Below are 21,793 nucleotides of genomic sequence, written 5' to 3' on the forward strand. Positions count from 1 at the left end.
AGCCTGCCTAGGATGCAGGCATTCGCCAAGGAAAATCTGTCCATGTACACGCCACGCGCCTTTGCCATCGAAGACTTGTCCCAACTGCACGAACTGATCCTCGCCACGCGCCTGGCCATTCTGGTCAGCCACGGTGACAGCGGATTGCAAGCCAGCCACGTGCCGGTGCTGCTGCATCGCGAACAAGGTGAATACGGCACGCTCTACGGCCATCTGGCCAAGGCCAATCCGCAATGGAAAGACCTGCGTGACGGCGCCGAGGCGATGTTGATCTTCGCCGGACCAGACGCCTACGTAAGCCCGGGCTTCTATCCGAGCAAGGCCGAGCACGGCAAGGTCGTGCCGACCTGGAACTACATCGCCGTGCACGCCTACGGCCAGGCCGAGACCTTCAGTGATGGCGGCCGGTTGCTCGACATTGTCAGCACCCTCACCGACCGTCACGAGGCAGGCCGTGCCCAGCCATGGTCGGTCGACGATGCGCCAGCCGAATACATCGACGGCATGCTCAAGGCCATCGTCGGGTTTGCCATTCCCATCGACCGCCTCGAAGGCAAACGCAAGCTCAGCCAGAACCGCAGCGCCGAAGATATTGCCGGGGTGCGCGAAAGCCTTGCCGCCAGCCCCGACGCCAACGATCAAACCCTCGCCCGCCTGATGCGCTAAGGAAATCCGCATGACTCAGATCGATATTCGCCCGGTCAGCGCCAACGACCACGCCGCTTGGCTGCCGCTATGGCAGGCGTACCTGCGTTTTTACAACACCGAACTGCCGGACGCCGTCACCCAGAGCACCTGGCAGCGCTTTCTCGATCCGAACGAACCGACCCACGCCGCCCTCGCCTGGGCTGAAGGCAAAGCGCTGGGCATGGTGCATTACATCTATCATCGCTCGAACTGGAGCATTGAAAATTCCTGCTATCTGCAGGATCTGCTGGTGCTGCCCGAGTCCCGTGGCACCGGTGTCGGTCGGCTGTTGATCGAGCATGTCTACGCTACCGCCAAGGCCGATGGTTGCTGCAAAGTCCACTGGCTGACCCATGAAACCAACGCCACGGCGATCCAGCTCTACGAGCGCATTGCCGAACGCCCGGGCTTCATCCAGTTTCGTAAAGCCCTTTAAGGAGACGCGCACATGACTGCTTCACTCGCTGACTGGAAAGGCGTCCCCGCCCCCTCCGCCACGCTGCTCGAAGGCCGTTTCATCCGCCTGGAAAAACTTGACCCGGTACGCCATGCCGAGCAGCTTTACGCCGCTCTCGAAGGTCCGGGTGCTGATCCGAAACTCTGGGATTATCTGCCTTACGGTCCGTTTCCCGAGCGCAGCGCGTTCAACGACTGGCTGAACAATCATGCAGCCAACAGCGACCCGTATTTCTTCAGCATCATCGACCGTGCGACTGGTCAGGTCCAAGGCATCCTCAGCCTGATGTCGATCGTCCCGGCGCAGGGCCGCATCGAAATCGGCCACGTCACTTTCGGTGCGCCAATGCAACGCTCGCCGAAAAGCACCGAGGCGGTGTACCTGCTGGCAAAATATTCGTTCGAGCTGGGTTACCGGCGCCTGGAATGGAAGTGCAACAACGGCAACGCCCGCTCCAAATACGCGGCCGAGCGTCTGGGCTTCAGTTTCGAAGGGGTGTTTCGCCAGCACATGGTGGTCAAGGGGCAGAACCGCGACACCGCGTGGTATTCGATTCTGGATGCGGAATGGCCGGCGATTGGTGCAGGGTTCGAGCGCTGGCTGAGCGATGAAAACCAGACGCCTGCTGGCCAACTCAAAGGTCTGGCCGAATGCCGTAGCTGAACTTCACGGATACCCCTGTGGGAGCGAGCCTGCTCGCGAAGGCGCTGTGTCAGTCACTGCAAATGTGGCCTGACTGACCGCTTTCGCGAGCAGGCTCGCTCCCACAATGGGCGGGGTCTTTCTTAACAACGCAGTTCTTGCGCCAGCACCGCAATGTGCTCTGGCCCGATCCCGCAGCAGCCACCCAGATGGCTGGCGCCGCGCTGTTGCCAGTCCAGCGCCCAGTGCAGATACCCCGGCGGATCAAGATCGTCACGCAACGGGTCGAGCCCGTCATTGGCCGTGGCTTCTTTCGGTTGCGGAGGAAACGCGTTGGCATACGCGCCGATATTGATCCTGACGCCGAGACGCTCAAAGGTTGCGCGCGCCGCGTCGATGGCCGCGCCAATCACTTCAGGCTGACTGCAATTGAACAGCAGGGTTTCGACGCCAAGTTCAGCCGCCAGCGCAGCCGCTTCGGCTACCGGCTCACCGGAGCGCAGGCGTGGCACTTCATCGGTGTCTTCATCCTTGAGCGTGAATGAAAGCCAGAACGGTTTGCCGTCCTTCGGCAGCCCGGCGTGGATAGCGCGGGCCTCGACGATCGAGCTTTGCGTTTCTGCCAGCCACAGGTCCACATGTGGCGCCAGACCGTTAACCAAAGGCGTCAACAGTTCGGTCACGCGATCCGCTTCGAACAGATCCGGACGATACGAACCAAACAGCGGCGGCAACGAACCGGCAACACGCACTGGCTTGCCGGATGCCTGCACCGCCCGCCGCGCCAACTCCCCCGCCAGTGCCGCAAGCGCCTGGCCTTCAGCCGCAAAGCGCGCCTCGCCAATGTGAAATGGCACCACCGCGTAACTGTTGCTGGTGATCACGTCGGCGCCGCTGTTGATGTAAGCGGCATGCACCGCCTCGACCGCCTGCGGCGCTTCGCTCAGCGCCAGTGCCGACCACTCGGGCTGGCGAAATGGCGCCCCGGCGCGTTGCAGTTCACGGCCCATGCCGCCATCGAGAATGACCGTACTTGCTGCGCCCATATGCTTTTCACTCATATGCTTATGAAAATAACTCACTACCAGAGTCGTTCTTATAACTATTTAATACGCACCACTCGGTTAATAACAACCTCTTTTTTCAACAGGAAGCGACTGTGAAATTCCAACCGCTATTGGCCCTGGGCCTGACCATTCTGGCCTCCACCCAAGCCTTCGGCGGCGCGACGCTGGACCGCGTCGAGCAGAAAAAAGAACTGGTCGGCGTGCTCATGGAAAGCTATCCGCCCTTCTCGTTTCTCAATGAGCAGAATCAACTCGACGGTTTCGATGTCGACGTTGCCAAAGCGGTGGCGGACAAGCTTGGCGTCAAACTGCGTCTCGAAACGCCGTCCTGGGACGTGATCGCCGCCGGTCGCTGGAGCGGGCGCTACGACATCTGCATCTGCTCGATGACCCCGAGCAAGGCCCGCGCAGAAGTGTTCGACTTCCCGGTCGAGTACTACGCCTCGCCAGCGGTAATCGTGGTCAATGCCAAGGACGATCGCATCCACAGCGCCAAGGATCTGAGCGGCAAAAAGGTCGGCCTGACCAGCGCCTCCAGCTACGAAAGTTATCTGAACAAAAATCTGGTGATCGAAGGCGCCGAGGATACGCAGTTGCAGTATCCGTTCGAGGATGTGCAGATCGCTCCTTATGACACCGACAACGTCGCCTTCCAGGATCTGGGCCTGGGCGCCGGCGTGCGCCTGGATGCAATCCTTACCAATCTGGTCACCGCACAGCCGCGTCTGAATCAGGACCAGCGCTTCAAATTGGCCGGCGAACCGCTGTACTCGGAACCGAACTCGGTGGCCATCGAAAAGGGTGACCCGCAATGGGACGCCAAGGTACGCGAGGTGTTCGCACAACTGAAACAGGACGGCACCCTGAGCAAGCTGTCGCAGAAATGGATCGGCGCCGATATCAGCCAATGACTTCTTTTCCGACCCCGCCACAGCCACCGCAACCGGTGGCTGAAACACGCCTGCAAAAGCTCTTTGGTTTCCGCACGCGCCTGTACCTGACGTGGGCGGCGCTGTTCTGCCTGTTTGCCGGATTCTTCCTGAGCTTCGACCTGAAGTTCGCGATCATCCTCGACAAACTGCCCAACCTCGTTGGCCTGAAGCTGGCGCCAAACGGCTTCCTGCAAGGCGCAGCGCTGACGCTGTTTCTCTGCGCCTGCTCGATCATCGCCTCGTCGCTACTCGGTTTCATCACCGCGCTGGCGCGCCTGTCGAACAGCGCCGTGGCATTTGGCATCGCCAGTTTCTACACCTCGTTCTTTCGCGGCACGCCATTGCTGATCCAGATCCTGCTGATCTACCTCGGCCTGCCGCAACTGGGCATCGTCCCCGGCGCCATCGTCGCCGGCATCATTGCCCTGTCGCTGAACTATGGCGCCTACCTGAGCGAAATCTTCCGCGCCGGCATCCTCGGCGTCGATCACGGCCAACGCGAAGCATCCCTGGCGCTGGGCCTGCGCGAAAGCGTGATCTTCTGGCGCATCACCCTGCCCCAGGCCATGCGCACGATTATCCCGCCGACCACCAACCAGTTCATCTCGATGCTCAAGGACTCGTCGCTGATCTCGGTGATGGGTGTCTGGGAAGTGATGTTTCTCGCTCAGTCCTACGGGCGCTCAAGCTATCGCTACATCGAAATGCTCACCACGGCGGCGATCATCTACTGGCTGATGTCGATCGGGCTGGAGCTGATTCAGGCACGGATGGAGCGGCATTTCGGCAAGGCGTATGTGCGCCGTAGTTGAGGTGCATTCAAATGGTGTCCCGGCGAATCCGCACTACGCCCATTTTCATGCCGAATGGGCGGAACACCGCGTTCAGCGACTTCAGGGTCTGATTGCCTTCGCCATGTTCGATATGCACCAGCGTGCGCACTGAAATCTTGCACATCTTCGCGAACTGGGTCTGATGCAGACCGGTGACTTCGACCCGTAAACGGCGCACGGCGTCACCGATTTCCAGAGTGCCTTCGGCCAGTGATTGCTGAATGCTTTCGATGAGCGCCGTGCGCTCGAGGACGGTCAGACTCATTGCAGGTCCCACTCTTTCAAACGTTGCTCGAGGTTTTTCAGATGAACGCTCGGGTGATTCATGGTTCTGGCGGGCAAACCGCTGGCCGCAAGAATATCCGGCAGTGCGGCCAGACGGCGGGCATCCGCATGCAGGCCTTCGAACAGCGCCGAGGCATCCAGCCCCGTCAAAGATTCGTGCGGATCTGCGCTATCTGCCAATACGCGGCAGACACCTCGCCAATCGACATCTCCCGCCCGCTCCAACTCTTTTGGCCACTTGGTCGTACGAGTCACGCCTTCGTCATCCATGACCATCGGGGCGAGGTCATAGATCGGCGCGAGTTGGAAAGCATTCTCTTGCCGGATGATCGCCGTGTTACGACCGTGGTTATCGGAGTTTCCGAGGATTTTATTGATCAGGTCGCGACGCAGATAATCGGCGACGAGGCCGGGAATCTGGCTGGCCTGACCCGCTTTGCTCCAGAGCCCGGCGAGCATACGGATCACTTCCAGATGATTCATGGCGCTGCCTGGCGTCGTCACTTCAGCCAGCGAATAAATCGATTCGACGGCGAAACGCGACACCGCCCCATCTTTCACTTGTCGATCAAAACGTCGCATCCACAAACTCGGTTTGGTCGCCTCTTCCAAGGCCAGGCCTTCTGCCGCGACGGTTGCGATGCCCAATGTCTGCAGCGCTTTGTAGTAATGGAATTCGCTGCGCAGGATGTCCTGGTCGGTCTGCCCGCCCCTGTTTCTGGCGAATTTCACGAACCAGTGCTGTCGCACTTCTTCATCGTCCAATACCGCATCGGGATACAGAAGCCCGGCGCTGTTCTCTGCCAGTAAGAGCTTCGGAGCTTCCCCACCTGCCCCCGTCGCGCCACCGATGGCCGCGCCCAGCTCGTAGGCATATTCAAGAAAGCGGTTGTCGCGGCTAATGACCTCCTCGCGCTTGAATCCGATCGGCTTCCTGTCATCGACTGCTTCCGCCGATTCCTTTATTCGCATGTTGCCAATGGGTGCCGGTGTACTGCGACCCAGCAGAAAGAGATCGGCGCTGATCTCGGCGGGTCTTTCCTGACCCAGGCGGGCGAGTAGAAACCGCTTGGCTGCGCCTGCCGGTGCGATGTCGTGGACAAAGGCCGGCGTCTTCGCGCGCCGACCTTCCCAATCCAGCGGATACAGGGCACTCACGGCTTGGGAAAAAGGCGACCCGATCAACTCGATGTTTTCCACCAGATAGTCCGCTTCATAGCCAAAACTGCAGCGGCTTTCGAAGCCTTTTTCCGGATCATCGAAGTCAAGAATCATCGCGTCGTGCCATTGCCCAGCGGTGAAGATCTGGAGTGTCAGGTTGTACATGTTGATTCCGTGTGCATTTTAATGCGTTTCAAGAAAGAGAAATCTTCGACAATTGCAATATAGTGCATTCTGGCAGCCAAAGACGCCCCAAATCTGCAACTAAATGCACATTAGCGCTCGCTACTGACTTACCAAATGCAAAATAATGCAGACAAGCATTTAACTTCACGCTGATAAAAATGCCGTCTTCAAGCGAAAGCTGTAGGAAAAAGAACAAGTGGCGCCGCGCAAAAGAATTGTTTGCGAAATCCAGTGAGGATTTTCCACAGAACGATCCGATGTCGCCTGCGTGGATGTGGGAAGCGGCCGACATCGGTTTTTTTCAGGCAGCAATAGAGTTGGATTTTCTCGATACGGAAATCGAACCTGATGCCCACTCAACACCTATTCGCACCAAAACACCTGGCTCTGGCTATTTCATTGGCAATGGGTGCGTAGCGCTGGCGAACGCCGAGCAATCCACTGAAGCAATCGAGCAGCCCCCAAGCATGGAAACGACGGAGCAGCCCGAAGCCAACCCCAAGCAACAGGCTTTGGAACGGCTCCAGGGTTTTCTCAACTACGCGAGCACAGTGCCGATTACCTTTACGACACCGGAAGCCGTGTTCAAAGGGACTGAAGTCAACGACTTGATCACCCTTGCAGACGGGGCAAGCTTCACTGGCCGGCTGGATGGCGGCAAGGGCGATAACGTGTTGTTCCTGAATGCTGCGGATGGCGGCACGTTGAACGACACGCGCAACTTCAATGGGTTATTCGTCGCCCAAGGCGACTGGACATTGAGCTCCAAAGGCGATTTCCATGAAGGTGTTCTGGTCGACAGCGGTGGAGCGTTGACCAACCTCGGCAGCATCAAGGGTGATGTGTATGTCCAGAATGGCGGCAGTTTCGCCGGTAAAGGCACGGTGGGAAATCTTGAGGTGGGTGGGCTGCTCACCGTCAATGCAGCGCTTGGCGCACCACGAGTGAAGGGTAATTTGCACTTGGCGCCTGACGCCGAATTGGCTTACGAGGTCACTCCCGCTGGTGGTCAGACGATCAAGGTCGATGGCACCGCCCAACTCGAAGGTGCCACCCTGAAGATTGTTTCGGCTCCCGGAGAATATCCGCAGAGCAGCCAATACAAAATCATCGAAGCCCGTGAGGTGAAAGGCGAGTTTGGCCGGATCGAGAACGATCTGGCGTATATGACGGCCACGGCTCAATACAACAAGAAATCGGTTGGGCTGACTTACGCTCGCAATGGTGAACCGCTTGAAAGCCTCGCTCCTACAGAAAATGCAGGCGCACTTGCAGGAAGTATTATCGAGCCAGAGCAGCCGACTTCTCCCGCTGTACCGATCGCGACAACGCCCGCTCCAGCTTCAATGACAGCGGTGATCGCAGCTCCAGCCCCCGCCCTGACCTCAGTTGCGACCTTGATTGAAGACTCCGCATCGGTGGAATCATCGATGCCCGACGAAATCGTAACTGCACAAACCACCGCACAGCCCGCGTCGGAGCCTGCAAAGCCCATTAACACCGCCGTCGCCGCACTGCTGACCAGCGATAAAACCACCGCGCCAATCGCCCTCGATCAACTTGCCGCAGGCAGCAATGCCAACCTCGCCAAAGCCACGCTGAGCAGTATCACGCCGGTCAGTACGAGCATGCTCTCGGCGATGCGCCAACTGGACAACCGTTCCGGCTCTACTGACGGCTCGCGCAGTTCACCGCGTCAGGCCGCAGGCAACGAAGACTCCGGACGGGTGTGGGTTCAGGCGCTGGGCCACGGCGGCAAGGTTGACCGCGACGCTGACGGCATCCTCCAACATGCCACGCAAGGGCTGGTCGTGGGCGCTGACTGGCGACTCGACGAGCACTGGCATGTCGGCCTGCTTGGCGGCAAATCGCAGACCAAACTCGATGCCCGCCAGTACGACGGCGACCTCGACAGCTGGCACCTCGGTGCCTACGCCGTGCGTCAGGATGGCCCGCTGTCTTTGCGCCTAGGTGCGACCTACGCCAGCCATGACGGCAGCAGCACACGGCGGGTCGCGTTCAAGGGTTTCAGCGATCGTCTCAAAGGCAATTACGACGCCAATACTCAGCAAGCATTTGCCGAGGCCGGGTTCAACCTGGGCCGCAACAACGTGACCCTCGAACCCTTCGCCAGCCTCGGCTATCAGCGCTATCAGCGCGACAGCTACAACGAAAAGGGCGGCGACGCGGCGTTGAAAGTCTACGGCCAGACCCGCGACAACTTCAGCAGCACCTTCGGTCTGCGTGTTGCGCTGGTCAATACGCTGGATAACGGCATGCATTTGACCCCGCGATTGAGCGCAGGCTGGAAACATACCTACGGCGACATCGACAGTGACACCCGCCAGCAACTGCGCAAGGGCGGCAAGCGCTTCGAAGTGACCGGCGCGGCACTGGATCGGAACAGTCTGTCGCTGGATGCGGGGCTCGATCTTGGTCTTTCGGCGGCGCACACACTGGGCGTGGGCTTGACGGGTGAGCTGGGTAATGACAGCCGAACGTATGGCGTGGCGGGTCAATGGCGCATGGCGTTCTGATGGATTAAGCACGCCTCCTGTGGGAGCGAGCCTGCTCGCGAAAGCGGTGCATCATACAAAAGATGCTATTGGCTGACCTGGCGCATTCGCGAGCAGGCTCGCTCCCACATGCGGTCCCTGACAATGACCTGACAGGTCGGAAAATCACAGGCAAAAAAAAGGGGAGCACATGCCCCCCCGAGGTTTAAAGCATTGGATCGCGACTGTTATCTCAGCCTTCGATCTCGATGAGGATTTCGCCCGGGTTGACCCGGTCGCCCTTGGCCACATGAATCGCCGTGACCTTGCCGCCGATGGCAGCCTGGACTTCGGTCTCCATCTTCATCGCTTCGGTGATCAGTACCGCCTGGCCTGCCTTGACGGTATCGCCCTCCTTGACCAGCACATCAACGATGTTGCCCGGCATGGTGGTGCTCACGTGGCCTGGTGCCGAGGCCTGTTTGCGTTTGCTGCTGCCACCACCGACAAATTCGTTGAGCGGTTCGAACACCACTTCTTCCGGCATGCCGTCGATGGACAGATAGAAGTGGCGCTTGCCTTCGGCCTTGACGCCGACACCGGTGATGTCGACGCGGTAAGTCTCGCCGTGGACGTCGATGACGAACTCGGTCGGCACGCCTTCGCCGCTCGCCGAGGCAACGGCGCCCGCTTCCGGGATCGGCAAAAGCACTTCCGGCGTAAGAGTGCCGGCGGCGCGTTCTTCAAGGAACTTGCGGCCGATGTCCGGGAACATGGCGAAGGTCAGTACGTCTTCTTCGGATTTGGCCAGTGCGCCGATATCGGCACGCAGCTTGGTCATTTCCGGTTTGAGCAGATCGGCCGGGCGCACGTCGATGACGTCTTCGCTGCCGATCGCCTGGCGCCGCAGCTTTTCATTGACCACGCCCGGTGCCTTGCCGTAGCCGCCCTGCAGATACAGCTTCACTTCGTTGGTGATGGTCTTGTAGCGCTCGCCGGCCAGTACGTTGAAAAACGCCTGGGTGCCGACGATTTGCGAGGTTGGGGTCACCAGCGGCGGGAAGCCGAGGTCTTCACGCACGCGCGGGATTTCTGCGAGCACTTCGCTCATGCGGTTCAGAGCGCCCTGCTCTTTCAACTGGTTGGCGAGGTTGGAAATCATCCCGCCCGGCACCTGGTTGACCTGCACACGGGTATCGACGGCGGTGAATTCGCTTTCGAACTGGTGGTACTTCTTGCGCACGGCATAGAAGTACAGGCCGATTTCCTGGAGCAGCTCCAGATTCAGGCCGGTGTCGTACTCGGTGCCCTTGAGCGCGGCGACCATTGATTCGGTGCCCGGGTGGCTGGTGCCCGAGGCGAAGCTGGAGATTGCGGTATCGATGTGATCGGCGCCGTTTTCGATCGCCTTGAGCTGGCACATGGCGGCCAGGCCGGCGGTGTCGTGGGAGTGGATGAACACCGGCAACGACTGCTCGGCTTTCAGAGCACGCACCAGTTCACCAGTGGCATACGGGGTCAGCAGACCGGCCATGTCCTTGATCGCTACCGAGTCGCAGCCCATGGATTCCATTTGCTTGGCCTGGGTGACGAAAGCGTCGATGGTGTGCACCGGGCTGGTGGTGTAGGCGATGGTGCCTTGCGCATGTTTGCCGGCAGCTTTCACTGCTTCAATGGCAACGCGCAGGTTACGCACATCGTTCATCGCATCGAAGATGCGGAACACGTCGATGCCGTTCACCGCTGCTTTGGCGACGAAAGCTTTGACCACGTCATCGCTGTAGTGGCGATAGCCGAGCAGATTCTGCCCGCGCAGGAGCATTTGCAGGCGGGTGTTGGGCAGCGCCGCACGCAGTTGGCGCAGGCGCTCCCACGGGTCTTCCTTGAGAAAGCGCACGCAGGCGTCGAACGTCGCGCCGCCCCAGCATTCCAGCGACCAGTAGCCGACCTTGTCGAGCTTGTCGCAGATCGGCAGCATGTCTTCGGTGCGCATGCGGGTGGCGAGCAGCGATTGGTGAGCGTCGCGCAGGATGGTGTCTGTTACGAAGATTTTCTTGCTCATTCTTGTATTCCTCACAGGCCTGCGTGGGCGGCGATGGCGGCGGCGATGGCCAGGGCCAGCTCTTCGGGTTTGCGCTTGATCGAGTAGTTGGTCAGTTCCGGGTGGCTTTCAACGAAGCTGGTGTTGAACTGGCCGCTACGGAATTCCGGGTTGCGCAGGATTTCCTGGTAGTACGCGGCGGTGGTCTTCACGCCCTGCAGACGCATGTCGTCGAGGGCGCGCAGGCCACGGTCCATCGCCTCTTCCCAGGTCAGCGCCCAGACCACCAGTTTCAGGCACATCGAGTCGTAGAACGGCGGAATGGTGTAGCCGGTGTAGATCGCCGTGTCGGTGCGCACGCCCGGGCCGCCGGGGGCGTAGTAACGGGTAATTTTGCCGAAGCTCGGCAGGAAGTTGTTCTTCGGATCCTCGGCGTTGATACGGAACTGCAATGCAAAGCCACGGTGCTGAATGTCTTCCTGCTTCACCGATAGCGGCAGGCCGGAAGCGATGCGAATCTGTTCGCGGACGATGTCGATGCCGGTGATTTCTTCGGTGATGGTGTGTTCCACCTGCACCCGCGTGTTCATTTCCATGAAGTACACCTCGCCCTCGGCGAGCAGGAACTCCACGGTGCCGGCGTTCTCGTAGCCCACAGCCTTGGCTGCACGTACCGACAGGTCGCCGATGTAGGCGCGCTGTTCCGGGGTCAGCTGCGGGCTCGGCGCGATCTCGATCAGCTTCTGGTTGCGGCGCTGGATCGAGCAGTCACGCTCGAACAGGTGCACGACATTGCCGAAGCTGTCGCCAAGGATCTGCGCTTCAATGTGCTTGGGATTGACGATGCATTTTTCCAGGAACACTTCCGCCGAACCGAACGCCTTGGTGGCTTCGGAGATGACCCGGGGGAAGTTCTGTTCGAGTTCTTCGCGGCTGTTGCAGCGACGGATACCGCGCCCGCCACCACCGGAGGTGGCCTTGAGCATTACCGGATAACCGATACGGTCGCCTTCGACCAAGGCTTCTTCGATGCCGGAGACGTTGCCTTCGGTACCGGGCGTTACCGGTACGCCGGCCTTGATCATGCTGCGGCGCGCTTCGGTCTTGTCGCCCATGCGCCGGATGACCTCCGCCGACGGGCCGATGAATTTGATGCCGCGCTCGGCGCAGATTTCCGCCAGCTCGGCGTTTTCCGAAAGGAAGCCGTAGCCGGGGTGCAGCGCATCGCAGCCGGTTTCCACCGCCAGGTTCACCAGCTTGCGCGGGTTCAGATAGCCGGCCAGTGGCTCGGCACCCACGCTGTGGGCCTCGTCCGCACGCTTCACATGCAAGGCATGGCGATCGGCGTCGGAGAAAATCGCAACCGAGCGAATGCCCATTTCGGCGCAGGCTCGTACGATGCGTACGGCAATCTCACCACGGTTGGCGATCAGGATCTTTTTTATCACTTGGAGGTTCCCTTGAGCCGGTGGCACCACGACCTGCTAGACCCAGGTCGACGCGTGACCAAATGTTTCAATTCAGTCGCAGGTCCACACTAGCGCTGCTGAGGGATTAACAAAAATGAATAAAAATTGGGTCAGGCATAAGCAAACACTTATAGTTGAAGCAACTGACCGCTGATCGAGCCTGAAAAATATGCGTAAGTCATTGATGCGTATGACATTGCGTCAATTGCAGATCTTCAACGAGGTGTGTGATTTACGCTCGTACAGCCGCGCCGCCGAGGAAATGTCCCTCACACAACCGGCCGTGAGCCTACAGATTCGTCAGCTGGAAGAGCTGATTGGCCAGCCGCTGTTCGACTATGTCGGCAAAAAACTCTACATGACCGAGGCGGCGGAAGCGCTTCAGCGCGCCAGCCGCGACATTTTCGGGCGCCTGGAAAACCTCGACATGCAACTGTCGGACATGCAGGGTTCACTGCAGGGTCAGCTGAAACTGGCGGTGGAATCGAGCGCCAAATATTTCGTGCCGCATCTGTTCGCCGCGTTCAAGCGCCAGCATCCGGAAGTCAATTTGCAGCTGACCGTGGTCAACCGTGGCCAGGTCATCCGCCGCCTCTCGGACAATCGCGATGATCTGGTGATCATGTCGATGGTGCCGCAGGACATGGGCCTGGAATTCCTGCCGTTCCTCAACAATCCGATTGTCGCCGTGGCGCGCCCGGATCACCCGCTGGCACACATGGGCCCGTTGCGCTTGCAGGATCTGGAGCCGTATACGCTGCTGATCCGCGAGCCGGGCTCGGGCACACGTCTGGCCTGCGAAGAATATTTCAAGGAAAAGCGCGTGCACTTCACTCAGACCCAGGAAGTGGCCTCGGCCGAAGCTCAGCGCGAATGCGTGTTGGCGGGTCTGGGCCTGGCGCTGCTGACGCGCCACGCCCTGAACCTGGAGCTGGCGACCGGCGGCCTGATCGAGCTGCCGGTCGAGGAGTTGCCGCTGATGCGCAGCTGGTGTCTGGTGCAAGCCAAAGCCAAACGGCTGTCACCGGTGGCGCACGCCTTCCTGGCGTTCATCCGCAGCGAGCGGGCGCAGATTATTGCGCTGGTTGAGCGTTTCGACGGGAAGCGGCGGGCACTGCCTGCCAGTGCGTGATCTCGGGAAAATCGCCGATCTCAGCCTGAAGCTGGCGAAGTTCGAAGCGATCCTCGATTGCGCGGCGAAATTCCATGCGGCGCTGATCTTCCTGCTGACGACGGGTTTTCGCGGCGCTGTTGCGTTCTTCGTAGGGCTGAGCCATTTCGAGTCTCCCAGGGCGAGTACGGGAGTTTCACGATAGGCGTGGGGGATGACGGTTTGGCTGCGCGGGGATGACAATGTGATGAAATGTGCGCAGGAATGTGATTTTTTGGAGGACGCTTTCGCGAGCAGGCTCGCTCCCACATCTGATCCCGTTATGACCCAGAATTTATGTTCTCAGGAGATCCCCTGTGGGAGCGAGCCTGCTCGCGAACAAGGTCGGAACGACCTTGCTCAGTCATCCAGCGCTTTCACGGCTTTTGGAGACAAACGCAAACTGCGCAGACTGCGCTTGACGCTCTTGAGGTGATTGACCAGGCTCGGCCCGCGCGCCATGGCCACGCCCATCGCCAGCACGTCGATCACCACCAGGTGGGCGATTCGCGAGGTCAGCGGCGTATAGATCTCGGTGTCTTCATGCACATCGATCGCCAGATTGACGGTCGACAGTTCGGCCAACGGCGTCTGGCTCGGACACAGGGTGATCAACGACGCCCCGCTTTCGCGAACGAGGTTAGCGGTGATCAGCAAATCCTTGGAGCGCCCCGACTGGGAAATACAGATCGCCACATCGGTAGGCTTCAGCGTCACAGCCGACATCGCCTGCATGTGCGGATCGGAATACGCCGCTGCGGTCAGCAACAAACGGAAGAACTTGTGCTGTGCATCCGCGGCCACCGCACCGGAAGCACCGAAGCCATAGAACTCGACACGCTGCGCCTGGGACATCAGCGTCACCGCGCGCTGTAACTCCACCGGGTCGAGCTTCTCGCGCACTTCCATCAGGGTGTGCAGCGTGGTGTCGAAAATCTTCAGGCTGTAGTCGGCGACGGAGTCATCTTCGTGGATCGCGAACTGGCCGAAGCTGGCGCCGGCGGCCAGGCTTTGCGCCAGTTTCAGCTTGAGATCCTGAAAGCCGGAACAACCGATGGCGCGGCAGAAGCGCACGATGGTCGGCTCGCTGATGCCGACGCTGTGAGCCAGGTCGGCCATGGAGCTGTGCATCACTGCCGCAGGGTCAAGCAGCACGTGGTCGGCGACCTTGAGCTCCGACTTGCGTAACAGGTGACGTGACTGGGCGATGTGTTGCAGCAGATTCAAGGGGCTGGACTCTTCTTGTGGGCAAGGATGTAGCAAGCTTGTAGTTATACTACATGAATGGGCATTTTGCCTGCTCAATGCGTAACTCGATGTCCCGGCATCAGGCGCGCTGAGGTGCATGTAGCCCTTACTGCGGATTTGCCTGATCACGCAGAAGCCCGGCCAGACGGGCAGCGTCCACCGGCCGGCTGATCAGATAACCTTGCACTTCGTCGCAGCGTTCGGCGCGCAGAAATGCCAGCTGATCCTCACGCTCGACACCCTCGGCGACGACTTTGAGGGCCAGTCCGTGGGCCATGGCGATGATCGCGCGAGTGATCGCCGCGTCCGCACTGCCCTCGCTCAAGCCGCGAATGAACGCCTGATCAATCTTCACGTAATCCACCGGAATGCGCTTGAGGTAACTCAACGACGAATACCCGGTACCGAAATCATCGATCGCCAGTTTCACTCCCAGATCGCGCAGTTGCTGGAACGTGGCAATGATGTGTTCGACGCTGTCGAGCAAATGACTTTCGGTCAGCTCCAGCTCGAGGTAGTGCGGCGCCAGCCCGGTTTCTTCCAGCACTTGCCGGACCAGACTGACCAGTTTGCCCTGGCGCAGCTGATGCACCGACAGGTTCACCGACACGCGGATCGGCGCCAGGCCCTGCCGTTGCCATTCGCACGCCTGCCAGCACGCCTGACGCAAAACGAATTCGCCGATCGGCCCGATCAGACCGGTCTCTTCGGCCAGGCCAATGAAATCCGCCGGCGGCACCTGGCCCATGCTCGGATGATCCCAGCGCACCAGCGCTTCAGCGGCATTCATGCGGCCGGTTTGCAGGCACAGTTTCGGTTGGTAGAACACCGTCAGTTGCTGTTCTTCAATAGCTCTGCGCAGGTGGTTTTCCAGCTGCAAGCGTTCGAGTGTGCTGGCTTGCAGGCTGTCGGTGAAGAACTGGAAATTGTTGCCGCCCAGATGTTTGGCATGCTGCATGGCCATGTTCGACTGGCTGACCAGCGCGGAAATCTCCCGCGCGTTGTCCGGCAGCAGGCTGATGCCCATCGAAGCGCTGACCACCAGTTCATGCCCGTCGACGCTCAGCGGCAAACGCAGCTTGGCCGACAACCGCGTCGCCACCCGCGCCAGGCTCGACAGATTGCCGTAGGCATCGAATAGCACGGCAAACTCGTCTCCGGACAAGCGCGCAATGGTGTCGGCCTCAGGCAAGGCATTGACCAGCCGCCGCGCCATTTTTTGCAGCAGCTGATCGGCGACTTCATGGCCGAGGCTGTCATTGAGCAATTTGAAGCGATCGAGATTGATGTGCAGCAACGCCAGACTGCGGCGCCCGCCCTGCCGCACCCGCTGATGGGCTTCGTGCAGACGTTCGCGGAACAGCGAACGGTTGGCCAGGCCGGTGAGCTCATCGTAATGGGTCAGATAACGCAGGCGTTCTTCCGACGCACGCCGTGCCGAGAGATCGGCGAAGAAGCCGACAATATGGCTGACATTGCCCCGGCTGTCGCGCACCGCATTGAGCTGCAACCACTGCGGGTACAACTCGCCGTTCTTGCGGGTTTCCACCAACTCACCCTGCCAACTGCCGTGCTGCTCCAGTGCATGACGGATCGCCACATAGTGGCGATGGGCATCGCGGCTGCAGGGCAACTCGACGACGTTGCGCCCGAGCATGTCGTCGATCTCGTAACCGGTGACCCGGCTGAACGCCTGGTTGATCGCAATCAGCGCGTAGTTCGGGTCGAGAATCACGATGCCTTCGCTGGCCGCTTCGAACACCGTGGCCGCCAGCCGCTGCTGCTCTTCGAGGCTTTTGCTGGCGCTGATATCGCGGCGAGTACCGACCATGCGGATCACCCGGCCGCTGGCGCTGCGCTCCACGGCACGGCCACGGTCCTCGATCCACACCCAGTGGCCGTCGCCATGGCGCAGGCGATATTCGACCTGATAATCCTCGGTGCGCCCCTTCAAATGCTCGACCAGGGCGAACTTGAGTGACGGCAAGTCTTCGGGGTGCAGTCGTGGCTTGAGGTCGCGCAGCAGCGCCGTGACGTACTCCGGGGCGAGGCCGAACAGTTCCTGAATCTGTGTGTGGTGGACTTCGTCGGTCTGCAGGTTCCAGTCCCACAATCCGAGCTCACTGGCCTTGAGCGCCAGAGCCAGGCGCGCTTCGCTTTTGCTCAGGGCCTGATTGGCGGCATCCAGTTCGCGGCTGCGCTGGGCGACGCGATCTTCGAGATCGACCTGCGCTTCACGCAACTGCGCCTCGGCACAGCGGCGCTGTTCGATCTCTTTGCCAAGCTCCTGATTGAGTTGTTCGCTGCGCGTTTGCGCTTGCTGTAAATGCTCGATCAGATGCTGATTCTGGAAGCGCCGAAGCAATCCACGGTCGATCAGCCGATTGACCTGCCACGCCACCACGCTCAACGAACCGAGCAGGATCAGACCCAGCCAGCCCCAGCCCCGGGCCTGATCGTCGCCGCCCCAGAACAGGTAGCCGATGGCTGGCAGCAGGCACGGCAAGGTAAACGAGAGGAACGCCGGCAGGCTCACCGCGTAGGCGACGCTGGCGGACAGCGTTGCCGCGCCGATCAGGCCGAACACCCAGGCTTGCTGCATGAAGTTGTCAGCGGGTACCAGAGCGATGCCGGCTCCGGCCAGGGTCAGGCCGGTCATGGTCGAACCGAGCAGGAACATGCGGAACCAGATCGGCTGGGCCTGGCGATCGGGAATCGCCGAATCGAACGCGGCCACCTGAATCACCCGCAGCGCGACCAGCGACAGCAGCCACACCAGCCAGACGCTGACCACGAAGTAGCGCTGCGGGCTCCAGAGCAAAGCGGCGCAGACCAGACCATTGATCAACATGAACAGCGTGGGCAACAACGAGCCCTGATACAGCAGACGCGTGCGCTCCACCGCCATTTCGACGGCATAGTGCTTGCGGATCACCCGGGGGTCCACGGAGGGCCCCGACAGTTCGGCGCTGAGGATCATGGGCAACGTTCTTGTTCTTATAGGAGGGCGTGCGCCCGAAACGTGGACGGAGCATACACAAGCCGATCCCGATGCCAAACTGCTGCCGATCACAATTGCGGGGAAATTTTCCGCCGCTTGCGCACCGCTGCAACCCCTCAGGCGAGACGGGCCGAAGCCTGCAGCCAGTGACCGACCGGTCGTCATCGGCAGCACTTTCATCGGCTAATGCAACGCACGGTTTGCCCGGGCCTGCGGCGCACCCTAGAATGCCCCGATGCGCGATGATCTCTCCCTTCTGCTGAACTCCCTCAACGATGCCCAACGCCAGGCCGTAGCAGCCCCCGTTGGCCGTCAGTTGGTCCTGGCCGGCGCCGGTTCCGGTAAAACCCGAGTGCTGGTGCACCGTATCGCCTGGTTGATCCAGGTCGAAAACGCCTCGCCTCACTCCATCCTGTCGGTGACCTTCACCAACAAGGCCGCTGCCGAGATGCGCCATCGCATCGAGCAGTTGCTGGGCATCAACCCGGCCGGCATGTGGGTCGGCACCTTCCACGGCCTCGCGCACCGCTTGCTGCGGGCGCACTGGCAGGAAGCGGGCCTGAGCCAGACCTTCCAGATTCTCGACAGCGATGACCAGCAGCGTCTGGTCAAGCGGGTGATCCGCGAGCTGGGCCTGGACGAGCAACGCTGGCCGGCGCGTCAGGCGCAGTGGTTCATCAACGGCCAGAAAGACGAAGGTCTGCGGCCGCAACACATTCAGGCCAGCGGCGACCTGTTCCTGGCCACCATGCGCGGCATCTACGAAGCCTACGAGGCGGCATGCCTGCGGGCTGGCGTGATCGATTTCTCCGAGCTGCTGCTGCGCGCCCTCGATCTGTGGCGCGATCACCCGGGCCTGCTGGCGCACTACCAAAAGCGCTTCCGGCATATTCTGGTCGACGAATTCCAGGACACCAACGCCGTGCAGTACGCCTGGTTGCGCCTGCTCGGCAAGGGCGGCGACAGCCTGATGGTGGTCGGCGACGACGACCAGTCGATTTACGGCTGGCGCGGGGCGAAGATCGAGAACATCCATCAGTACTCTTCGGACTTCCCGGACTCCGAAACGATTCGTCTGGAACAGAATTACCGCTCCACCGCCGGTATCCTCAAAGCCGCCAACGCGCTGATCGCCAACAACACCGGGCGTCTCGGTAAAGAGCTGTGGACCGACGGCGGCGACGGCGAAGCGATCAACCTGTACGCCGCGTTCAACGAACACGACGAAGCGCGTTACGTGGTGGAAACCATCGAAAGCGCGCTGAAAACCGGTCTGGCCCGTAGCGATATTGCGATTCTGTACCGCTCCAACGCCCAGTCGCGGGTGCTCGAAGAAGCCCTGCTGCGCGAGCGCATCCCGTACCGCATCTATGGCGGTCAGCGCTTCTTCGAACGCGCGGAAATCAAGAACGCCATGGCCTACCTGCGCTTGCTCGAAGGTCGTGGCAACGACGCGGCGCTGGAGCGAGTGATCAACGTACCCGCGCGGGGCATCGGCGAGAAAACTGTCGAAGCGATCCGCGAGCATGCGCGGCACAGCGACGTGTCGATGTGGGAAGCGATGCGCCAGCTGGTGGCCAACAAAGGCCTGACCGGCCGTGCAGCGAGCGCGCTCGGTGCATTTATCGAACTGATCGAGAACCTCGCCGCCAAGTGCGCCGAGATGCCGCTGCACCTGATGACGCAAACCGTCATCGAGCAATCCGGCCTCATCGCCTATCACGAAGCGGAAAAAGGCGAAAAAGGCCAGGCGCGGGTGGAAAACCTTGAGGAACTGGTCAGCGCTGCACGCAACTTCGAAAACACCGAAGAGGACGAAGAACTGACCCCACTGGCGGCCTTCCTCGGCCACGCTTCGCTGGAGGCCGGCGATACACAGGCCGACGAGCACGAAGACAGCGTTCAGTTGATGACCCTGCACAGCGCCAAAGGTCTGGAATTCCCTTACGTGTTCCTTGTTGGCATGGAAGAAGGCCTGTTCCCGCACAAGATGAGCCTGGAAGAACCGGGGCGTCTCGAGGAAGAACGGCGTCTGGCTTACGTCGGTATCACCCGGGCGATGCAGAATCTGGTCATGACCTACGCCGAAACCCGGCGCCTGTACGGCAGCGAAACCTACAACAAGGTGTCGCGTTTCGTCCGCGAGGTGCCGAAAGGCCTGATCCAGGAAGTGCGCCTGTCCAATAGCGTCAGCCGACCGTTCGGCGGCAACCAGTCGATGAGCGGCAGCAGCCTGTTCAACGGCAGCGAGATTCCGGAAACCGGTTTTGTGCTCGGTCAGGCCGTACGTCACTCGATCTTCGGCGAAGGGGTGATCCTCAACTTCGAAGGTTCCGGCGCCCAGGCCCGGGTACAGGTGAACTTCAGTGAAGGCAGCAAGTGGCTGATGCTCGGTTATGCCAAGCTGGAAGCTATCTAACCACCGGTACTGAACCCATGTGGGAGCGAGCCTGCTCGCGAAAGCACTGTGTCATCAAGCAATCATTTGCCTGACACGACACCTTCGCGAGCAGGCTCGCTCCCACAGGTTATGCGGCGCAAGTGCATCAATCCCTCTGAACCTATCGCCTTTTCCTACAGACCAAAGTACATCGGCTGATTGCCTCGCCAAGCTGAACGCAACCTGTCAGGCAAAAGCCCGAAACACTCTCTCGCTAGCCAGTAACACTTCAGCTGTGCAACATGGCGCGCGTGTCTCCACAAAACGGGAATACCCTTTATGAAACGTTTTCTTAGCATCGCCATGGCGTTGTGCATCGGCCTGACGATGAGCCTCGACGCCAACGCCAAGCGCTTTGGTGGTGGCAAAAGCGCCGGCGCTGCGCCGACGCACCAGACCAGCCAGATGGCTCCTTCTTCTCCAGGCGTGGGCGGCGCAGCAGCGACCGCTGGCGCTGCCGGTGCTGCTGGCGCCGCGGCCAAGGCCGGCGGTGCTTCGCGCTGGCTCGGCCCATTGGCGGGCATCGCCGCCGGTGGCCTGCTCGCGTCGATGTTCATGGGCGACGGTTTCCAGGGCATGCAGATCTTCGACATCCTGATCATGGCCCTGATCGCGTTCGTGATCTTCCGCTTCATCGCCGCCCGTCGTCGCAAGCAGCAGGAGCAATTCGCTCCGGCCGGCGCGCCGATGCAGCGTGAAGTGTTCGAGCAGAAGCCTGCCGCCATGGGTTCGATCTTCGGTGGTTCGGCTGCTCCGGCTGCCGCCCGTCCAGTGATCAACGCACCGGCCTGGTTCAACGAAGAGCGTTTCCTTGAAGCTGCGCGTAGCCACTTCCAGTCGCTGCAGCAGCACTGGGACGCCAACGAAATGGACAAGATCGCCGAGTTCGTGACCCCGCAAATGCTTGAGTTCCTCAAGCGTGAGCGTGCGGATCTGGGCGATGGCTTCCAGTCGACCTACATCGACAACCTGCAGGTGCAGCTGGACGGCGTCGACGATCGTGCCGACAAGACCATCGCCACCCTGACCTTCACCGGCGTGTCGAAAACCTCGCGTTTCGACCAGGGCGAAGTGTTCAGCGAAAGCTGGAACATGGAACGTCCGCAGGGCGACAACCAGCCTTGGCTGGTCGCCGGTATCCGCCAGAACGGCTGATCCCTGCTGCGCTTCACTTGCGGTAACAGAACCCCGGCCTCGGCCGGGGTTTTTCATTTCACGGTTGCATCTATGGCGAGCTACTGTATAAACCGGCCCATATAAACCGCGCCATTCAGCAAGAGGATCCCGGACGTGGAAGAAATCATCGAACAACTGCGCGAAGCCAACGAACCCGTACCGGTTCCTTTGGAATTGCCTGACGAAGACCTGCTGGTAGAAATCGAAGAACAACTGTTCATCGACATTCCGTTCGTCTTCAAAGAATTTTTGCTGACCGTCAGCGATGTGGTCTATGGCAGCCTCGAGCCGGTGACCGTCACTGACCCGCAATCGCACACCTATCTGCCGGACGTTGCGGCCAATGCATGGGACGTGGGTGTTGATCGCAGCTTGATCCCGATCTGTCAGGACGGCGATGACTACTACTGTGTCGAAGAAGACGGCACCGTGGTGCTGTGGCAGGCCGAAGAAGAACTGATTGCTGAAGAAACCTGGGAATCGGTGTGGCACTGGGCGCGGGACGTCTGGCTGGAAAGCTGAG

At 60.4% G+C, this 21,793-nt stretch carries 18 protein-coding genes and 1 pseudogene; 10 read left to right on the forward strand and 9 right to left on the reverse strand.

The genetic code is table 11. The features are described 5' to 3' along the window. The first annotated feature begins 42 nt into the window (after positions 1 to 42). Genes AB4O45_RS12870 through AB4O45_RS12880 form a run of 3 tightly spaced genes read left to right on the forward strand, consistent with a single transcriptional unit; the run spans position 43 to position 1,807 of the window. Positions 43 to 666, forward strand: coding sequence for an FMN-binding negative transcriptional regulator (locus tag AB4O45_RS12870; protein ID WP_150743141.1), 624 nt, complete (start codon positions 43 to 45; stop codon positions 664 to 666). Between the two features lie 10 nt (positions 667 to 676). Then, on the forward strand, positions 677 to 1,123 hold the full coding sequence (locus AB4O45_RS12875) for a GNAT family N-acetyltransferase (RefSeq protein WP_016772461.1): 447 nt from the start codon (positions 677 to 679) through the stop codon (positions 1,121 to 1,123). A 12-nt stretch (positions 1,124 to 1,135) separates the two neighbouring features. Further along, the gene (locus AB4O45_RS12880; RefSeq protein WP_353187260.1) at positions 1,136 to 1,807 is read left to right on the forward strand and encodes a GNAT family N-acetyltransferase; all 672 of its coding nucleotides are present in this window, start codon (positions 1,136 to 1,138) and stop codon (positions 1,805 to 1,807) included. 122 nt (positions 1,808 to 1,929) lie between these two features. Here AB4O45_RS12880 and AB4O45_RS12885 read toward each other — a convergent pair whose 3' ends face one another. Next, positions 1,930 to 2,832: a homocysteine S-methyltransferase family protein gene (locus AB4O45_RS12885; RefSeq protein ID WP_353187262.1), complete on the reverse strand. Its 903-nt coding sequence runs from the start codon at positions 2,830 to 2,832 to the stop codon at positions 1,930 to 1,932. A gap of 113 nt (positions 2,833 to 2,945) precedes the next feature. Here AB4O45_RS12885 and AB4O45_RS12890 point away from each other — a divergent pair, with 113 nt between their 5' ends. Together AB4O45_RS12890 and AB4O45_RS12895 are read left to right on the forward strand one after the other, a co-directional pair. After that, the gene (locus AB4O45_RS12890; protein WP_095181205.1) at positions 2,946 to 3,764 is read left to right on the forward strand and encodes an ABC transporter substrate-binding protein; all 819 of its coding nucleotides are present in this window, start codon (positions 2,946 to 2,948) and stop codon (positions 3,762 to 3,764) included. Next, positions 3,761 to 4,597, forward strand: coding sequence for an amino acid ABC transporter permease (locus AB4O45_RS12895; RefSeq protein ID WP_460161462.1), 837 nt, complete (start codon positions 3,761 to 3,763; stop codon positions 4,595 to 4,597). The genes AB4O45_RS12890 and AB4O45_RS12895 overlap by 4 nt, the downstream gene beginning before the upstream one ends. Positions 4,598 to 4,604: 7 nt before the next feature. On the opposite strand, the gene AB4O45_RS12900 is transcribed toward AB4O45_RS12895, so the two are convergent. Genes AB4O45_RS12900 through AB4O45_RS12910 form a run of 3 tightly spaced genes read right to left on the reverse strand, consistent with a single transcriptional unit; the run spans position 4,605 to position 6,542 of the window. Then, positions 4,605 to 4,883: a helix-turn-helix domain-containing protein gene (locus AB4O45_RS12900; protein ID WP_041476582.1), complete on the reverse strand. Its 279-nt coding sequence runs from the start codon at positions 4,881 to 4,883 to the stop codon at positions 4,605 to 4,607. Further along, positions 4,880 to 6,229 carry a HipA domain-containing protein gene (locus AB4O45_RS12905; RefSeq protein ID WP_460161463.1) on the reverse strand — a complete coding sequence of 450 codons (1,350 nt, stop codon included), beginning with the start codon at positions 6,227 to 6,229 and terminating at the stop codon, positions 4,880 to 4,882. The genes AB4O45_RS12900 and AB4O45_RS12905 overlap by 4 nt, the downstream gene beginning before the upstream one ends. 28 nt (positions 6,230 to 6,257) lie before the next feature. Next, on the reverse strand, positions 6,258 to 6,542 hold the full coding sequence (locus AB4O45_RS12910; protein WP_460161464.1) for a hypothetical protein: 285 nt from the start codon (positions 6,540 to 6,542) through the stop codon (positions 6,258 to 6,260). Positions 6,543 to 6,598: 56 nt separating this feature from the next. Here AB4O45_RS12910 and AB4O45_RS12915 point away from each other — a divergent pair. Then, positions 6,599 to 8,787: pseudogene (locus AB4O45_RS12915) on the forward strand (autotransporter family protein). A gap of 211 nt (positions 8,788 to 8,998) precedes the next feature. Here AB4O45_RS12915 and oadA read toward each other — a convergent pair. Together oadA and AB4O45_RS12925 are read right to left on the reverse strand one after the other, a co-directional pair. Then, entirely contained in the window at positions 8,999 to 10,807 is a 1,809-nt protein-coding gene (oadA, locus tag AB4O45_RS12920) for a sodium-extruding oxaloacetate decarboxylase subunit alpha (protein WP_056790967.1), read from the reverse strand. Between the two features lie 11 nt (positions 10,808 to 10,818). Next, positions 10,819 to 12,234 (reverse strand): acetyl-CoA carboxylase biotin carboxylase subunit, encoded by a 1,416-nt coding sequence (locus AB4O45_RS12925; protein WP_024014853.1) that lies wholly within the window; start codon positions 12,232 to 12,234, stop codon positions 10,819 to 10,821. A 190-nt stretch (positions 12,235 to 12,424) separates the two neighbouring features. Here AB4O45_RS12925 and AB4O45_RS12930 point away from each other — a divergent pair, with 190 nt between their 5' ends. Next, a complete protein-coding gene (locus tag AB4O45_RS12930; protein ID WP_252868494.1) occupies positions 12,425 to 13,387 on the forward strand; it encodes a LysR family transcriptional regulator in 963 nt (320 codons plus the stop codon). Here the strand turns inward: AB4O45_RS12930 and AB4O45_RS12935 are convergent. The 3 genes from AB4O45_RS12935 to AB4O45_RS12945 form a co-directional block, all read right to left on the reverse strand. Further along, the gene (locus AB4O45_RS12935) at positions 13,329 to 13,532 is read right to left on the reverse strand and encodes a PA3496 family putative envelope integrity protein (protein WP_423663674.1); all 204 of its coding nucleotides are present in this window, start codon (positions 13,530 to 13,532) and stop codon (positions 13,329 to 13,331) included. The genes AB4O45_RS12930 and AB4O45_RS12935 overlap by 59 nt on opposite strands. A 233-nt stretch (positions 13,533 to 13,765) precedes the next feature. After that, positions 13,766 to 14,632, reverse strand: coding sequence for a transcriptional regulator HexR (hexR, locus tag AB4O45_RS12940; protein ID WP_007962240.1), 867 nt, complete (start codon positions 14,630 to 14,632; stop codon positions 13,766 to 13,768). A gap of 127 nt (positions 14,633 to 14,759) precedes the next feature. Next, positions 14,760 to 17,633 carry a putative bifunctional diguanylate cyclase/phosphodiesterase gene (locus tag AB4O45_RS12945; protein ID WP_460161465.1) on the reverse strand — a complete coding sequence of 958 codons (2,874 nt, stop codon included), beginning with the start codon at positions 17,631 to 17,633 and terminating at the stop codon, positions 14,760 to 14,762. A gap of 256 nt (positions 17,634 to 17,889) precedes the next feature. Here AB4O45_RS12945 and uvrD point away from each other — a divergent pair, with 256 nt between their 5' ends. The 3 genes from uvrD to AB4O45_RS12960 all read left to right on the forward strand — a co-directional run bounded on the left by uvrD (position 17,890) and on the right by AB4O45_RS12960 (position 21,792). Then, on the forward strand, positions 17,890 to 20,073 hold the full coding sequence (uvrD, locus tag AB4O45_RS12950) for a DNA helicase II (RefSeq protein WP_095181201.1): 2,184 nt from the start codon (positions 17,890 to 17,892) through the stop codon (positions 20,071 to 20,073). Between the two features lie 300 nt (positions 20,074 to 20,373). After that, a complete protein-coding gene (locus AB4O45_RS12955; protein WP_016772449.1) occupies positions 20,374 to 21,249 on the forward strand; it encodes a Tim44 domain-containing protein in 876 nt (291 codons plus the stop codon). A gap of 135 nt (positions 21,250 to 21,384) precedes the next feature. Next, positions 21,385 to 21,792, forward strand: coding sequence for an SMI1/KNR4 family protein (locus AB4O45_RS12960; RefSeq protein ID WP_038359443.1), 408 nt, complete (start codon positions 21,385 to 21,387; stop codon positions 21,790 to 21,792). Position 21,793: the final 1 nt, after the last annotated feature.

This window comes from Pseudomonas sp. S2_B10 (genome assembly GCF_054668425.1).

What these genes read in the sequence shown, in the direction of transcription:
- AB4O45_RS12870 (WP_150743141.1), top strand. Translation starts at nt 43, where the DNA reads ATGTACACGCCACGCGCCTTTGCCATCGAAGACTTGTCCCAACTGCAC.
- uvrD (WP_095181201.1), top strand. Translation starts at nt 17,890, where the DNA reads ATGCGCGATGATCTCTCCCTTCTGCTGAACTCCCTCAACGATGCCCAA.
- AB4O45_RS12875 (WP_016772461.1), top strand. Translation starts at nt 677, where the DNA reads ATGACTCAGATCGATATTCGCCCGGTCAGCGCCAACGACCACGCCGCT.
- AB4O45_RS12945 (WP_460161465.1), bottom strand. Translation starts at nt 17,633, where the DNA reads ATGATCCTCAGCGCCGAACTGTCGGGGCCCTCCGTGGACCCCCGGGTG.
- AB4O45_RS12935 (WP_423663674.1), bottom strand. Translation starts at nt 13,532, where the DNA reads ATGGCTCAGCCCTACGAAGAACGCAACAGCGCCGCGAAAACCCGTCGT.
- AB4O45_RS12930 (WP_252868494.1), top strand. Translation starts at nt 12,425, where the DNA reads ATGCGTAAGTCATTGATGCGTATGACATTGCGTCAATTGCAGATCTTC.
- AB4O45_RS12880 (WP_353187260.1), top strand. Translation starts at nt 1,136, where the DNA reads ATGACTGCTTCACTCGCTGACTGGAAAGGCGTCCCCGCCCCCTCCGCC.
- oadA (WP_056790967.1), bottom strand. Translation starts at nt 10,807, where the DNA reads ATGAGCAAGAAAATCTTCGTAACAGACACCATCCTGCGCGACGCTCAC.
- AB4O45_RS12895 (WP_460161462.1), top strand. Translation starts at nt 3,761, where the DNA reads ATGACTTCTTTTCCGACCCCGCCACAGCCACCGCAACCGGTGGCTGAA.
- AB4O45_RS12885 (WP_353187262.1), bottom strand. Translation starts at nt 2,832, where the DNA reads ATGGGCGCAGCAAGTACGGTCATTCTCGATGGCGGCATGGGCCGTGAA.
- AB4O45_RS12910 (WP_460161464.1), bottom strand. Translation starts at nt 6,542, where the DNA reads ATGTCGGCCGCTTCCCACATCCACGCAGGCGACATCGGATCGTTCTGT.
- AB4O45_RS12955 (WP_016772449.1), top strand. Translation starts at nt 20,374, where the DNA reads ATGAAACGTTTTCTTAGCATCGCCATGGCGTTGTGCATCGGCCTGACG.
- AB4O45_RS12900 (WP_041476582.1), bottom strand. Translation starts at nt 4,883, where the DNA reads ATGAGTCTGACCGTCCTCGAGCGCACGGCGCTCATCGAAAGCATTCAG.
- AB4O45_RS12905 (WP_460161463.1), bottom strand. Translation starts at nt 6,229, where the DNA reads ATGTACAACCTGACACTCCAGATCTTCACCGCTGGGCAATGGCACGAC.